Annotated in this window: 11 protein-coding genes and 1 CRISPR repeat array; of the genes, 4 read left to right on the forward strand and 7 right to left on the reverse strand. The window is 56.6% G+C overall.

The genetic code is table 11. The features are described from left to right. The first annotated feature begins 27 nt into the window (after window positions 1-27). A CRISPR array of direct repeats spans window positions 28-703; the repeat unit is 36 nt; unit sequence AAAGAATATCAAGAGTTCTGGTAACTGATTCCCAGC. Between the two features lie 149 nt (window positions 704-852). The 6 genes from AC5RE1_RS01695 to AC5RE1_RS01720 all read right to left on the reverse strand — a co-directional run bounded on the left by AC5RE1_RS01695 (window position 853) and on the right by AC5RE1_RS01720 (window position 7,322). Then, window positions 853-1,665, reverse strand: coding sequence for a hypothetical protein (locus AC5RE1_RS01695; RefSeq protein ID WP_179370244.1), 813 nt, complete (start codon window positions 1,663-1,665; stop codon window positions 853-855). Further along, window positions 1,665-2,372 (reverse strand): ABC transporter ATP-binding protein, encoded by a 708-nt coding sequence (locus AC5RE1_RS01700; protein ID WP_179370243.1) that lies wholly within the window; start codon window positions 2,370-2,372, stop codon window positions 1,665-1,667. The genes AC5RE1_RS01695 and AC5RE1_RS01700 overlap by 1 nt, the downstream gene beginning before the upstream one ends. After that, window positions 2,369-2,758 (reverse strand): GntR family transcriptional regulator, encoded by a 390-nt coding sequence (locus AC5RE1_RS01705; protein WP_179370242.1) that lies wholly within the window; start codon window positions 2,756-2,758, stop codon window positions 2,369-2,371. Before AC5RE1_RS01705 ends, AC5RE1_RS01700 begins: the two co-directional genes overlap by 4 nt. Window positions 2,759-3,218: 460 nt before the next feature. Then, window positions 3,219-5,585 carry a glycogen/starch/alpha-glucan phosphorylase gene (locus AC5RE1_RS01710; RefSeq protein ID WP_179370241.1) on the reverse strand — a complete coding sequence of 789 codons (2,367 nt, stop codon included), beginning with the start codon at window positions 5,583-5,585 and terminating at the stop codon, window positions 3,219-3,221. A 259-nt stretch (window positions 5,586-5,844) separates the two neighbouring features. Next, window positions 5,845-6,480, reverse strand: a complete 636-nt coding sequence (locus AC5RE1_RS01715; protein ID WP_006680914.1) for a MarC family protein — start codon at window positions 6,478-6,480, stop codon at window positions 5,845-5,847. After that, entirely contained in the window at window positions 6,477-7,322 is an 846-nt protein-coding gene (locus AC5RE1_RS01720; RefSeq protein WP_179370240.1) for a PHP domain-containing protein, read from the reverse strand. The genes AC5RE1_RS01715 and AC5RE1_RS01720 overlap by 4 nt, the downstream gene beginning before the upstream one ends. A 47-nt stretch (window positions 7,323-7,369) precedes the next feature. Here AC5RE1_RS01720 and AC5RE1_RS01725 point away from each other — a divergent pair, with 47 nt between their 5' ends. Together AC5RE1_RS01725 and AC5RE1_RS01730 are read left to right on the forward strand one after the other, a co-directional pair. Then, window positions 7,370-8,917 (forward strand): aminopeptidase P family protein, encoded by a 1,548-nt coding sequence (locus AC5RE1_RS01725; protein ID WP_493938253.1) that lies wholly within the window; start codon window positions 7,370-7,372, stop codon window positions 8,915-8,917. 193 nt (window positions 8,918-9,110) lie between these two features. Then, window positions 9,111-10,919 carry a hypothetical protein gene (locus AC5RE1_RS01730; protein WP_493938241.1) on the forward strand — a complete coding sequence of 603 codons (1,809 nt, stop codon included), beginning with the start codon at window positions 9,111-9,113 and terminating at the stop codon, window positions 10,917-10,919. Window positions 10,920-11,005: 86 nt separating this feature from the next. Here AC5RE1_RS01730 and AC5RE1_RS01735 read toward each other — a convergent pair whose 3' ends face one another. Next, on the reverse strand, window positions 11,006-11,785 hold the full coding sequence (locus AC5RE1_RS01735; RefSeq protein WP_006680910.1) for a YflT domain-containing protein: 780 nt from the start codon (window positions 11,783-11,785) through the stop codon (window positions 11,006-11,008). Window positions 11,786-11,880: 95 nt separating this feature from the next. Here AC5RE1_RS01735 and AC5RE1_RS01740 point away from each other — a divergent pair, with 95 nt between their 5' ends. Next, on the forward strand, window positions 11,881-13,170 hold the full coding sequence (locus AC5RE1_RS01740; RefSeq protein ID WP_040318376.1) for a magnesium transporter MgtE N-terminal domain-containing protein: 1,290 nt from the start codon (window positions 11,881-11,883) through the stop codon (window positions 13,168-13,170). Continuing rightward, on the forward strand, window positions 13,163-13,741 hold the full coding sequence (locus AC5RE1_RS01745) for a DUF1003 domain-containing protein (RefSeq protein WP_103632366.1): 579 nt from the start codon (window positions 13,163-13,165) through the stop codon (window positions 13,739-13,741). Before AC5RE1_RS01740 ends, AC5RE1_RS01745 begins: the two co-directional genes overlap by 8 nt. Window positions 13,742-13,888 lie beyond the last annotated feature (147 nt).

Genomic DNA, 13,888 nt, shown 5'->3' on the forward strand with positions numbered 1-13,888 from the left:
CCGCAACGCGTGGAACGGTCTCGACCAAAAGAATATCAAGAGTTCTGGTAACTGATTCCCAGCTTACGAACAGGCTGAACGGGCATATCGCAAAGAATATCAAGAGTTCTGGTAACTGATTCCCAGCATGTCGAGGCGATCTTGCAGGCGAACCCAAAGAATATCAAGAGTTCTGGTAACTGATTCCCAGCGTTTCGTCATCATTCGGGTTGTCATTCGAAAGAATATCAAGAGTTCTGGTAACTGATTCCCAGCGCGGGGTGATGTGGTAGACGTTGATCGCAAAGAATATCAAGAGTTCTGGTAACTGATTCCCAGCCACATCCCCCAAGCCCGAATGCTTGGACAAAGAATATCAAGAGTTCTGGTAACTGATTCCCAGCTCCACAAGCCCCTAGGCGCGTTAAAAACAAAGAATATCAAGAGTTCTGGTAACTGATTCCCAGCGTTTGGATTGTTGGTGGCTGACTGTAGAAAAGAATATCAAGAGTTCTGGTAACTGATTCCCAGCCCTGCGGATATGTGCCCGTCAGGCCGGGAAAGAATATCAAGAGTTCTGGTAACTGATTCCCAGCTAATTGCCTTGTCCTGGAACTGTTCTGCAAAGAATATCAAGAGTTCTGGTAACTGATTCCCAGCGACAACATTAACCCCGTATGCCCTGAATAAAGAATATCAAGAGTTCTGGTAACTGATTCCCCAAATAATAATTTCAGTTAAGAAAACACCATTAGAGCTGGAAGCACACTTAAATGCAATACGTCTTGGGGGCAGGGCGCATTTGCACCCTACCCCCAAGGTCTGTGCGGAACCTCGTCGATTGTGACGAAGCCCGACAGTCGGAAGGTGGAACTAACGCACCGATGTGTGGCGCTCGATCGAACGCACACCCCACCATGCGACACCGATTGCCAGCAACACCGCCCCTACGGGCGCACCAATGCCGACAAACTGCGGATCCGTATCAGCTAACAGCGCGTTCACCAGGTCCGTGACCCAAAAGCCGAAACGTAACTCGCCCGTGTTGACATCCATCATCAGCGGGAAGAATGCCATCGCAACAAAGGTCACCACCTGATTCGCCAGATAGAGGATCACGAAACCCACTATCGCAGCTCCAAAGCCATGCTTCTGCCAACGCTCGCGGGCACTCAAGCTCATTCCAGCAGCGACCTCAAGAACAATCGTCACCAACTGCACCACAACAGCCACCACAGCGAACCAGACAATCCAGCTCGGAAGATCCCAAATAACAGCGGTGCGATGCCAGAACTCCTGCACGCTCAGCTCCGCCTTGTGAGCCTTCAGTAGAGCCAGCACACCCCAGTTCAACAGGGTTAGCACGATCGCCACTAACGCATACGCCAAGGCAACCAGCACTTTCGACCAGAAAAGATCACGGCCACGAACCGGCAGCAAATGCGTAAAGTACGCCATCTGGCCGTGCATACTTTTCCAATACGCCTGAGCCAGAACAAGTAGAACAGCAACCGGCATCATCGGAGCCACAAGCAGAGCAAAGCTACTAGAAAAGCCTGAAAACACGGGGAAATCAACAGCGACTGCCACGAAGGCAACAAGGCACATGACCTGCAGGATGCCTAACGTTTGCACAACCGCCTTCGCGTTCTCACGCAATTCATACCCAAACAACGTACCAAACATCAGCGGTACTCCTTCTTGAAAATACCCTCCAGCGACAGGCCATACTCGGCTCGCAGATCGTCCACATTCGCGTGAACAAGCACAGTACCCGCCCGCATCATGATGACGTCATCCAGAATCTGCTCCACGTCAGCAATCAAATGAGTGGAAATCAGCATCGCCGAATCCGGGTTAAAGTCGCGCAGAATCCCCTGCATGATCGTGTCGCGCACCGCTGGATCCACACCTGACAGAGGCTCGTCCAACAGGTACAGCTCAGCACTGCGTGCCATCAGCAGAGCAATCTGTAGTTTCTCCCCCATGCCCTTCGACATGGACTTCAGCTGCTGATCCGCTTGCAATCCGAAGTAGTCGATTCCTTCACGCGCCTTCTTGGCCGAGAAATCCGAATAGAAACGCGAGTACACGTCAATCGCTTTATTCGCATCCCACATCGGATCCAAGAAATCCGAGGCGGGAAGGAATGCGACGTGTGCCTTCGTGGTGGCTCCCGGCTTCTCACCTGCGATCAGGACAGTCCCGTCCCAATCGGAAAGAACGCCCGCCATGATCTTCAGTAGCGTCGTCTTACCACAACCGTTTTCGCCAACCAAGCCGGTGATTGTGCCCGGCTTGAGCTCAAAATTCACACCTTGCAGGGCAGTCGCGCCACCCGCATAGGTTTTCATCAGGTTTTCCACCCGAACAAGTGCATGTGTTGATGTCATTGCGCATCACCTTCGCGTGTTGTGCGTTCGATGTCGGTCCACTGTTCAGCAAGCAACTCCTGCGCCCGATCGAGACTCAGCCCAAGTTGCGTGACAGTAGTGATGTGATCGCGAGTTGCATCGAGGGCGAGCTCTGCCCTGGTCACATCGATCACGTGTTGGTCTGCGGTGACGAAACGCCCCTGCGCACGTTCAGCTTCGGTCAGTCCCTGACGATCCAATTCGCCGAGGGCACGCTGAATCGTGTTCGGATTAACTCCCGCTTGTAGTGCGAGTTCGCGGACACTAGGAATCTTCGAGGACGGTGGCCAGGTTCCGGACACGATATTGATCCGAAACGTTTCAACTAGCTGGACCCAAATTGGTCGAGAATCGTCGATACTCACACCCCCTCCTTCCTGTATCGCTGTATTAATACAGTAATACTATGACAGTCCGCGAGGCACTGTGTCAAGCGCTTAATACAGACGCGGAGGGTGGGTGCTCTACTCGTTCGGTATACGAGGCAACGAAATCAGGCTCTCAGCAGAGATAACAGCGCCTCACACGACCAAACCCGACCGCAGGAGCCACGTACGCGACCGACAACGTCATACGAGGCAACGAAACCGGGAACCACTGCAAACAGCGTGAAAATATCGCTTCACACGGTCAAACCTGCCCCCAAACACCCCACGCAGAGGCACACACCCCAGCAGGCATCCCGCCCCCCCAACCTGACCGCACACAGAAAACTGCGGGGACAAGGCCTTTCGGACCTGCCCCCACAGTCAGAGCCAGCAGAGCGCCGGCGCAAAGCCAACACAAAGCCAGCGAGAAGCTAGCAGAAACTAGCGCGTCGCCAGATCAGCCGATCGGCGTTGCGTCGAGCTTCCAGACCTCGTTCGCATAGTCGGTGATCGTACGGTCAGACGAGAAGCGACCGGACTGAGCGATGTTGATCCACGCCTTGCGCGCCCAACCACGTGCATCGCGGTAGTCGGTGGCCATGCGATCCTTCGCGTCACGGTAGGCCGCGAAGTCGCCGAGGACGTAGTAAACGTCGGCGGGCTCGTAGCCGGCTTCAAGAAGCGACCAGCGCAGATCGTGGAACCAACCGGAACCACAGTCATCCAAGGTGCCGTCTGTCAGAGCGTCAAGGACTCGCTTGAGGCCGGGGACGTTCTCGTAGTGCCAGCGCGGATCGTAGTTCTGACGTAGCTCGGGAAGTTCGTCTTCGGTGGCACCGAAGATGTAGGCATTCTCATCACCGACGGCGTCGAGAATCTCAACGTTTGCGCCATCGAGGGTGCCGAGGGTCAGGGCGCCGTTCATCATGAACTTCATGTTCGATGTGCCCGACGCTTCCTTACCCGCAGTGGAGATCTGCTCGGAGATGTCGGCTGCCGGGATGATGTGCTCAGCAGGAGACACGTTGTAGTTGTGGATGAAGACGACCTTGATGCGACCGTTGATGTCTTCGTCGTTGTTGACCAGGTCAGCGATCGTGTTGATCAGCTTGATAACGCCCTTTGCGCGGATGTAGCCGGGGGCTGCTTTTGCGCCGAAGACAAAGACGCGCTTCGGGACGTCCAGCGTCGGATCATCCTTGATGCGGAAGTACAGGTCAAGGATGTACAGAGCATTCAACAGCTGGCGCTTGTATTCGTGCAGGCGCTTGATCTGAACATCGAAGATGGCGTCGGGATCGATGTCAACGCCTTCGCGTTCCTTGACCCACGCCGCGAAGTCAACCTTGTTGGCGTGTTTGATCGAGGTGAGTTCGTCCAGAACATCCTCGGAAGCAGAGTCAACGTAGCGGGACAGGATGGAGAGGTCCGTGACCCATTCGTCAGAACCGGTGACGCGATCGAGGAGAGATGCGAGGCGAGGGTTGCACTGCTTCAGCCAACGACGCGGAGTGACACCGTTCGTCTTGTTGTTGAAGCGCTCGGGCCAGATGTCGTGCCATTCCTTGAGGGTTTCGCGCTTGATGATCTCGGTGTGCAGGGCCGCAACACCGTTGATCGAGTAGGCGGCGTAGCAGGCGATCCATGCCATGCGGACCGTGTTGCCGGAAACCGGTGCCATGTAGTCGATGGTCGACTGTTCCAGACCACGTTCTGCCATCTCGATGCGGAAGCGACGGTCGATTTCGCGGACGATTTCGGCGACGCGCGGGAACAGACGGTCGAAGATCGTCATTTCCCAGGTTTCGAGAGCTTCGGCCAGAACCGTGTGGTTCGTGTACGCGAAGGTCTTGGCGACGATTGCCCAGGCGTCTTCCCAGCCGAGACCGTGCTCATCCATGAGCAAGCGCATGAGTTCCGGAATAGCCAGAACCGGGTGGGTGTCGTTCAACTGGATCGCATTGTACTTCGCGAAGTCGGTCAAATCCTTGCCGTGATGTTCGACGTAGTTGTCGACGATGGCCTGCAGGGATGCGGAGCAGAAGAAGTACTGCTGGCGAACGCGCAGGACCTTGCCTTCAAACGTGGTGTCGTTTGGGTAGAGGACGCGCGAGATGTCGTTGGTGCGTTCACGGTCGACGATAGCGTCGGTGAAGCGCTGCGAGTTGAAGGCGTCGTAGTCGAATTCCTCGACAGGCTCTGCACGCCAGAGGCGCAGAGTGTTGACATTCTTTGTGCCGTAGCCGGTGATCGGCATGTCGTAGGGTACTGCGCGGACGGTCAGGTCAGCGTAGGAAACGATGCGCTGGGCTTCTTCACGACGGATAACGAAGGGGTAGCCCTCTTCCATCCAGGGGTCCGGATGTTCGGTCTGGAATCCGTTGTCGAACAACTGCTTGAACAGGCCGTAGCGGTAGAGGATGCCGTAGCCGGCGACCGGCAGATCGAGCGTGGCGCAGGAATCGAGGAAGCAGGCCGCCAGACGGCCGAGGCCACCGTTACCGAGGGCCGCGTCCGGTTCTTCTTCGAGAACAACAGAGAGATCGTCGCCGTGTTCGGCGAGTGCGGCGCGCGCTTCGTCAACAAGGCCCAGGTTGGACAGGTTGTTCAGCAGAGCGCGCCCCATGAGGAACTCTGCGGAGAAGTAATGCTCTTGACGACCCTTGGCGTAGGTTTCGGTCGTTGTATCCCACGAGTCGGCAATCTGATCAACGACTGCGGCTGACAGGCCCTGCCAGAGCTCCATCTTCGTGGCTTTTGCGATCGGACGGCCAGAGACCGCGCGGACCTGCGTTGCCAGCGTCTGGCTGAGGTTCTGAGTCATAGGTACTCCCAGTGTTCAATGTTGTCGTGGCTCGTTTGCCGCTTTGGCAAAGACACCCTAGCTACGAGATTACCGACTATTTCTGCGCAATTTCGCCAAAAGTGGTCGTTTGAAAGGTGAGCCACAGTGGGAGTTTTCGCCCCACGGGGACTAGTGTAGCGCGTTTTACGGAAACGTTTCCGTTACCGGTGATACTCAACCGAGTTTTCACCCGGACAGATCCAAAAGGAACACACCCCTTATTCGAGGAAAAAGACCCTTAAACTGCCGCTTCAGCAATGAAATCGAAGATGCCACCCATGACCAGCTGAGTCGCGATAGCGGCCAAGAGAAGGCCCATGATCTTCGTCAGGAGCATGATGCCACCGGTGCCAAGCAAACGCGACAGGATCAGCGAGAAATACATGGCGAACCACATAATCAGGTGGGCGACAACGACCGCCGACACGACGGCGATCCATCCCGCAAGAGAGGCGTGAGCCTGCGCGACGGACACCATGACGGCAACAATCGCGCCGGGGCCTGCCAGAAGTGGCGTGCCCAGCGGAACCAGGGCGACGTTGACGTTCGGGTCGCCAGTATCGGGCTCATCACTGTCTTTGCCCATCAGCAGTTCCATTGCGACAAGGAACAGCAAGACACCGCCGGAAAGCTTCAGCGCCTCCATCGAAATTTGTAGGAGACGAAGAACCTGCTGGCCAAGAACGGCGAACGCCAAGATGATGCAGAAGGAAATAATCGTTGCCTGGCTGGCGGCTTTCTTTTGTGCCTGTGGCTTCAGGCGACCGGTTAAACCGAGGAAGATGGGGATCGCGCCGAAGGGATCGAGGATGACGATCAGGGTCGTAAACGTCGTCGCAAAAAGTGTGACATCAAAAAACGACGATGCGTTCACGGGCGAATTACCTCCATTGTTCCTGCGTCTTCAACCTGAGAAATTACTTCAGGATCCGTTAAATTCTCGCCCAATTGGTTCGGTTTTCCCAAACCGTGGTAGTCAGATGAGCCGAAGATCGCAAGCCCCAGATCGTCGGCCAACCGTTGGACAACCGCGCGGTCTTCAGCCTGATGGTCGCGGTGATCGCGTTCAATTCCGAAGAGCCCGGCATCCTTCATGTCGTAGATGACTTCGTCGGAGAGCAAACGCTGGCGCGCACGCGCTTTCGGGTGCGCCAGAACAGGCACTCCCCCAGCCTTCAAAACAAGCTCTGTCGCTTCGACAGGATCCGGTGCCCAGTGGTGAACGAAGTAAGGACCGGACGGATGCAGGATCTTTTCAAAAGCCTGCGACCTGTTTTCAAAAACGCCGACTGCGACCAGAGCGTCCGCGATGTGAGGGCGACCGATTGGCCCACCATCGGGCGCAAATTCGAGGACCGTATCCCACGTAATCGGGTAGTCTTCCGCAAGGTTTTCAACCATCCGCTGGGCGCGAGTTTTGCGAGAATTTCGGGCTTTCTCGAAGCAATCAAGCAGTCCGGTGTTCGTGGGGTCCGGCAGATATGCCAGCAGGTGCACCGTAATTCCCGAGGCTGCGCATGACATTTCAACGCCTCGGATTAACGCAACGTGCGATTCTTTGACGCTCGCCTCACCTTCATCCCACCCGGCAAACGTGTCATGGTCGGTCAATCCGATCATGTCAAGACCAGCATCGCGAGCCTTGAAAAGCAATTCAGTTGGCGTATCGGTGCCATCTGAATACGCGGTGTGAGTGTGGGAATCAATTCGGAGCATAAAACTGAGAGTATCGACCTTCGCCCGAAAGTGCCATCATGGAGACTATGAACGACACGACGAATACTCAGTCAGCGCAAGAAAACAAGGCGGAAGAAGCGCCCGCATCGATGGCTCAGCGAGGGGAAGGACGAAGCCGTCGCCCCTCGTCGGACGCGTTCCGCGCGTTCATGGGCTCCGGTTGGGGGCCTCGTATCCAGACGGAAATGAAGCGCAGTGGAGCAGCCGACTATCTGCCCGAGCGCGCTAAAGTAGCCGGCGAGCCTTTCAAGGGCGAGCGCTTGGTAATCCCCGCGGGCACATACAAGGTACGCAGTAACGACTGCGATTACCGCTTCCGCGCATACTCCGCTTTCGCACACCTTTCGGGCCTCGGTGGCGAGCGCGAACCTGATTCTGTCCTCGTTCTTGAACCGCGCGAAGACGGCCCGCACGAGCCGGTTCTGTACTTCCGCCCGCGCGCTTCACGTTCTTCCCAGGAGTTCTACTCCGACGCAACCTACGGCGAGTTCTGGGTGGGCGCCCGCCCCTCTTTGGAAGAGGTCAGCGCCGAGACCGGACTCCGCTGCGAGCACATCGATACGCTCCGCGACGCTCTGTCGAAGGACGCTGGGCTGATCAACTTGCGCATCGTGCGCGGTGTGGACGCGAACGTTGAAGCAATGGTGAACGAGGTTCGTACTCAGGCTGGATTGAAGGCCGGAGACGACGCCCGCGAAGCAGACGAGAAGCTTGAAGAGCGCCTGTCGGAAATCCGCTTGCGCAAGGACCCCTTCGAAATCGCTGAACTTCAGCGCGCGGTCGATGTCACCTATCAGGGCTTCACCGATATCTTGAAGGCTCTCCCCCGCGCCGTCGGTCACCACCGTGGCGAGCGCGTCATCGAGGGTGCTTTTGGCGCGGTTGCTCGCGAAGAGGGCAACGGCCTTGGCTACGACACGATCGCAGCATCGGGCAATCACGCGAACACCCTGCACTGGATCGACAACGATGGTCCGGTGAACGAGGGCGATCTGGTTCTGGTTGACGCTGGTGTTGAGGTCGATTCCCTTTACACCGCCGACATCACCCGCACACTGCCGGTCAACGGAAAGTTCACCGAGGTCCAGGCACGTGTCTACCAGGCTGTTTTGGATGCGTGCGAGGCTGCGCTTGCGCGAGCAAACGAACCTGGCACCCGCTTCAAGGACGTTCATGACGCGGCAATGCAGGTCATTGCCACTCGCCTGCGCGAGTGGGGTCTACTTCCGGTCACCGTTGAAGAATCCCTGTCCGCCGAAGGTCAGCAACATCGTCGTTGGATGCCTCACGGCACCAGCCATCACCTGGGTCTGGACGTTCACGACTGCGCTCAGGCGCGTCGCGAGATGTACCAGGAGGCACTGCTCGAACCGGGCATGGCTTTCACCATTGAACCCGGCCTATACTTCCGTGCCGATGACGAACTGATTCCGGAAGAATTCCGTGGCATCGGCGTGCGCATCGAAGATGATGTGATCGTGAACGAAGACGGTTCGGTCACGCGAATCTCCGAGAATATCCCGCGCACTATTGAAGACGTCGAGGCATGGATCGCGGCGGCGCAGCAAAGCTGAGCATCATCAGTTTCGACTGACCGTTTTCAACTCCCGCTGGTGGGGAGCAGGCAGCGCCTGCTCCCCACCAGCCTTTTCATATCAGCGTCATATCAACTCGTTCTTCCAGCGCGAACGGGGAAAATATTTTAGTGCAACACAATCCTTATGCTAATTTAGGTGCGCCTTACCTATGACATAAAAGGAGAACCTAATGACGCATTCGTCTCGAGGAGTGCAAAAACGACGCATTTCTCTTCGCACGATTGTTACGACGTTGTGTGTTTCCATCCTCTGCAGCGTGGCAGGAATCAGTTCCGCCATTGCTGACACTGGCCAGCACAATTTCGAGTGGATCAAGACCCACGGCAAAAAGACCGTAGTCAAGTTGGACGACGGCAACGTTGATGTCTACGTTGCGACGCTTTCTGTTGACCCGTTGAACAAGGCGAAGGAAGTCATTCTGTACGGGGAGCTACAGATGCCACTGACCGTCCAAGATCTTGGTCTTGAAGATGTTGACAACAAGACGTACCTGCGTTCGGACAGCAACAAGGTCAAGTACAACGAGTACGTGACCATCCCTCTGCTCGTGTCTCCGGAAGACACTAAGCCCGGTAAGTACGACAAAACGATCTTCCAGCTTGATCAGTCAATCCAGGTCAAAGGCGACAAGGTGAAGCTTGTCTTGAAAGATAAGAGCTTCGACATCCCGCTGCCCGCAAAAACCGCTGAAGTCGACACCAGCTACCTTGAAGGAGCAATTGCAGAGCACTGGAACGAATACCAGGCAGCACTGAACGACGGCATCAAGCTCGACCCTACAACGGCTGATGCATATCTGCGCATCAACGACGAAGCACGCGCTTTCGTAGAGAACGCCAAGAAGGCGGAGAACCCGCCGTCGATCGAAGAGATCGAAGCAATGCGTACAAAGCTCAACGAAACGTACGCCGAACTTCTCCCACTCCCCTACGAGCGCGACGGGCTGAAATCCTTAATCACTGAAGCACAGAAAAAGATTGACCAAAACGGAGCCAACGCCACTCGCTACACCAAGGATTCCTTCGACGCACTGAACTCTGCTCTGGCAAAGGCAGAACAGCTTGTCAGCTTGAAAGATCTGACCACCATTAAGGTTCCTGCCGACGGTTCACCGCTTGTCACGCACCGCGCATTCGACGAGAGCGAAAAGGCATTGCGAGCCGCGATCGATGGTCTTCAAACCGAACCGTTCACCCAAGTGAATCTTGATGCTTTGAAGGCTCTCTACGACCAGGCAGTGGCGAAGACTCCGAAGGACGGATACACGTTCAGCAAGGACGGGATCGAGGCCCTTCACGCAGCTATCGAAGCAACCGCAGCTGAAATTTTCACGGCTCCGCAGTACATGGACGAGCAGAAGGTGCAACAGTTGACTGATGCCCTGCAATCCGCACTCAAAGGACTGAATGAGGTCAAACTCGACCCGAAGCGCGCCTTTAAAGTCAAGGTCATGTACGCACACCCCACTGACGGTGGTGTCTCGCCTCTTCTCAAGGAATACTTCACCGATGAAGCACAGAACCCGATCACGGAAATACTTCCCGTGGTTGACGGTCAGTACATGAATATTCCACTGTCCGATCCGCTGGTGAAGGACTTCCCCGGCTACCTGCCAACGAATTTCCTCTACGGCTCTGACGACGGTTCCCTGCAGCTCGCAAAGGTCCTGCGCGATTCTTCTGGGAAGCAACGCGTCGTGTTCACTGCAACTTCAGCAAACCTTCAAACCGGCACAACCCTTGTTGTCTTCTACGAAAAGGGCGAGAAGCCAGCCACGGGCACCACCGTGACAGAACCATCTGGAGTAGCTAACGCTCAGCAGGCAAACGCTACGTCCGCTCAAGCATCCAAGAGCGGAAAGCTCGCACGTACCGGCGCAGACACGTACACCGCCTTGGTGACAACCCTTGCAACCTTCCTTGCAGGAGCATCACTGATGGGAGTGAACTCATTCGCTTCGCGTAAACAGCGCAACTGAGTCATTACTTGACTGATCGATAGTGCAACTAACCGGATCAGACGCACTGGTGGGGAGCAGGCATTGCCTGCTCCCCACCTTGCTGTTCAGTCGTCTGCCCGATGGCGTCCATACACTGGCTTGGAATCGTCTGCGTCGTTGGAATCAGCCTTTTCATCTGCGGGCTGGCCAGGGTGGGCTCCACCGCGAGTAGGCTCCGATCCTTCGGAAGAAAGAGAGTCTGAGGAAGCAGGATCGGCCTCGTTCCCCGAAGCGGAAGATGCGGAAGACGCAGAGGCATGACTCAAGCGGACACCGAAACGAGGCTTTTCGTCCGGGCGCGACCCGTATTCGGTCGGGCCGGTGGATTCTGGGCGGACTCGACGCAGCTTCGGACGCATCTGATTACCCGGCGTCTTCTGCAACATCTGGAACGCGCGATCGATATCCGCTGACGCAAGTAGCGCGTATCGCGACGCCACAGTCTGTGACTGTGACGTGAAATCCCTACGCCCACTCGTCATCGCATACAGCAGACCCGACATGATGATGCCCGCGAGCGCGCCACCCAGAATGCCAATGCCAACCCACACGAACGCCGATCCGTTCGGTGCCGCGAAGGACAGCATCAAGCCCATGAAGGCACCCCACAAGGCGCCACTAGAGGCGCCTGACAGGGCCGCGCGTCCCATCGTCATCCGACCGGTCACGCGCTCAACAAGGTGCAAGTCGGTGCCGACGATCGTAATCGACTTGACGTCGAATTCCTGGTCGGACAGGTAGTCGACCGCTCCCTGAGCTTCCGCGTAGGTCTGGTATGAGGCCACCTCGGTCCCTGTCGGCATTACCGGCATGCCAAAGTTCAGGTCATTCGAGCGTTGCGCCATGGGTTTTATTCCTCACAAACTGAACAGTTTTCACTACGTGCTAGCCACTATCATTCCACCCGAGGGCATAGGCTGTCCCTGTGAACAGCGCACCTATGGAACTCAGAACAGCCGGGCGACGCGTATACATTGGCAAGCTCGCAGGTACTTCCGTCTTTGACCCCATCGGGGATCAGGTTGGAAAGATCCACGATGTCGTCGTGATTTTCCGCTATGGATCAGCCGCGAACGTCATCGGATTCGTCGTCGAGGTCGGTCCGCGTAAGCGTGTTTTCCTGCCAATGACACGCGTGACGTCCATTGAGTCCGGGTCGATTATTACGACGGGCCTGCTCAATATGCGTTCATTCACACTGCGTCCCATGGAGACACTGGTGCTTGGTCAGCTGTTCGACCGAGTTGTTGCCTTGAACGATGGTTCGGGCGATGTGAAGATCCTTGACGTTGCGATGGAGCGACGTCGCCCGAAGGATTGGGTGATTTCGAAGCTTCATGTGCAGCGCCAGCGCACGACGGCACTGGGGTTCATTCGTTCCGGCGAGACGCTGAACGTCTCGGTTTCTGAGGTGACCGGCCTGCGTAGTCGCGACGTGGAACAGTCTGCGGCGACTCTTATTCAGCAGACCGAGGATATGCGCGCTGCCGACCTAGCGGACTTCCTGCATGATCTGCCTGCCGAACGCCAGATGGCTGTTGCGAAGGAACTGCCTGACGCGCGTCTAGCCGACGTCCTCGAAGAGCTCGGCGACGACGACCGAGTTGCCATTCTGTCCGGCCTTGAAGCAGCCCGAGCAGCAGACGTTCTGGATGTCATGCAGCCTGACGACGCCGCAGACCTCGTTTCCGAGCTTCCCGAAGCCCAAGCTCAGCACCTGCTGAACCTGATGGAGCCAGAGGAAGCTAAGGACGTTCGCCGACTGCTCACCTACGCCGAGTCGACGGCCGGTTCGCTGATGACGACCGAGCCGATTGTGTTGGGCCCGGATGCAACTGTGGCGCAGATGCTTGCTTCTGTGCGCCGTGAAGATATTCCCACGTCCCTTGCGACCGTCGCGTTCATTACTCGCCCGCCGGAAGAGACTCCGACCGGCCCGTACCTGGGTATGGTCCACATTCAGCGTGCCCTGCGCGAGCCTCCACAGACTCTGCTGGGCACGATCCTCGACTCTGATATTGAGGCTGTTTCCCCGCAGGCTCACGTCGCAACTGTCACGCGACTGTTGGCAACGTACAATCTGACAATCCTTCCCGTCGTGGATGAAGACGCGCACCTTCTGGGCGCGGTCTCCGTTGACGACGTGTTGGACGAACTGTTGCCAGAAGACTGGCGTGATTACGATGACGAGGTCACTGACCGCATGATGGCAAGGAGCATTGATGGCTGAACGTCTAGATACTCCCCGCGAAGCTGGATTCCGTTTCTTCAAGCGTCGCAAGTCATCGGGTGATAGTTTCGGCAAGTTCGCCGAAGCGACCGCCCGTTTCATGGGCTCGCCGAAGTTCATCTTGTACATGACGATCTTCGTGGTCGCGTGGATCACGGCGAATATCGTGCTGTACCAGGTGTCGCAGAAGTATGCGTGGGATCCCTATCCGTTTATCCTGCTCAACCTTGCTTTCTCAACCCAGGCGTCGTATTCCGCTCCTCTGATTCTTCTTGCGCAGAACCGTCAGGATGACCGCGACCGTGTCCAGGCCCAGCAGGATCGTCAGCGCGCCGAGCGCAATCTGGCTGACACCGAGTATCTGACCCGCGAAATTGCGAGCCTGCGCCTGTCTGCCCAGGAAGTTGCTACCCGTGACTTCGTGCGTTCCGAGTTGCGTGATCTGGTCGAATCCTTGCGTGAGGAGATTCGCGAAGAATTGCACGCCGAACTGCTTGCCTCCCAGAAATCCGCTTCGGGCGACGATGAGTCCGCCGAAGAATCCACCTCGTTCGATTCCGCGCAGGTTTGAGGGGACGAGGCCGCCCGCTGGGGTAAGCGTGGCCCTGTACATTGGGCGAAAGTGGCCTTGTACGTTGGGCGGAATTCGAATAACCCACCGCCCACGTTACTCATATCCGCACGCCACGAGCTTCTGACTTTGGGGGGCGGGAAAATG

This window comes from Actinotignum sp. usb-actsch-rep-73 (genome assembly GCF_059082735.1).

Coding starts and splice junctions, on each gene's coding strand:
- AC5RE1_RS01740 (WP_040318376.1), top strand. CDS start 11,881: ATGGAACTCAGAACAGCCGGGCGACGCGTATACATTGGCAAGCTCGCA.
- AC5RE1_RS01745 (WP_103632366.1), top strand. CDS start 13,163: ATGGCTGAACGTCTAGATACTCCCCGCGAAGCTGGATTCCGTTTCTTC.
- AC5RE1_RS01710 (WP_179370241.1), bottom strand. CDS start 5,585: ATGACTCAGAACCTCAGCCAGACGCTGGCAACGCAGGTCCGCGCGGTC.
- AC5RE1_RS01700 (WP_179370243.1), bottom strand. CDS start 2,372: ATGACATCAACACATGCACTTGTTCGGGTGGAAAACCTGATGAAAACC.
- AC5RE1_RS01720 (WP_179370240.1), bottom strand. CDS start 7,322: ATGCTCCGAATTGATTCCCACACTCACACCGCGTATTCAGATGGCACC.
- AC5RE1_RS01725 (WP_493938253.1), top strand. CDS start 7,370: ATGAACGACACGACGAATACTCAGTCAGCGCAAGAAAACAAGGCGGAA.
- AC5RE1_RS01730 (WP_493938241.1), top strand. CDS start 9,111: ATGACGCATTCGTCTCGAGGAGTGCAAAAACGACGCATTTCTCTTCGC.
- AC5RE1_RS01735 (WP_006680910.1), bottom strand. CDS start 11,785: ATGGCGCAACGCTCGAATGACCTGAACTTTGGCATGCCGGTAATGCCG.
- AC5RE1_RS01695 (WP_179370244.1), bottom strand. CDS start 1,665: ATGTTTGGTACGTTGTTTGGGTATGAATTGCGTGAGAACGCGAAGGCG.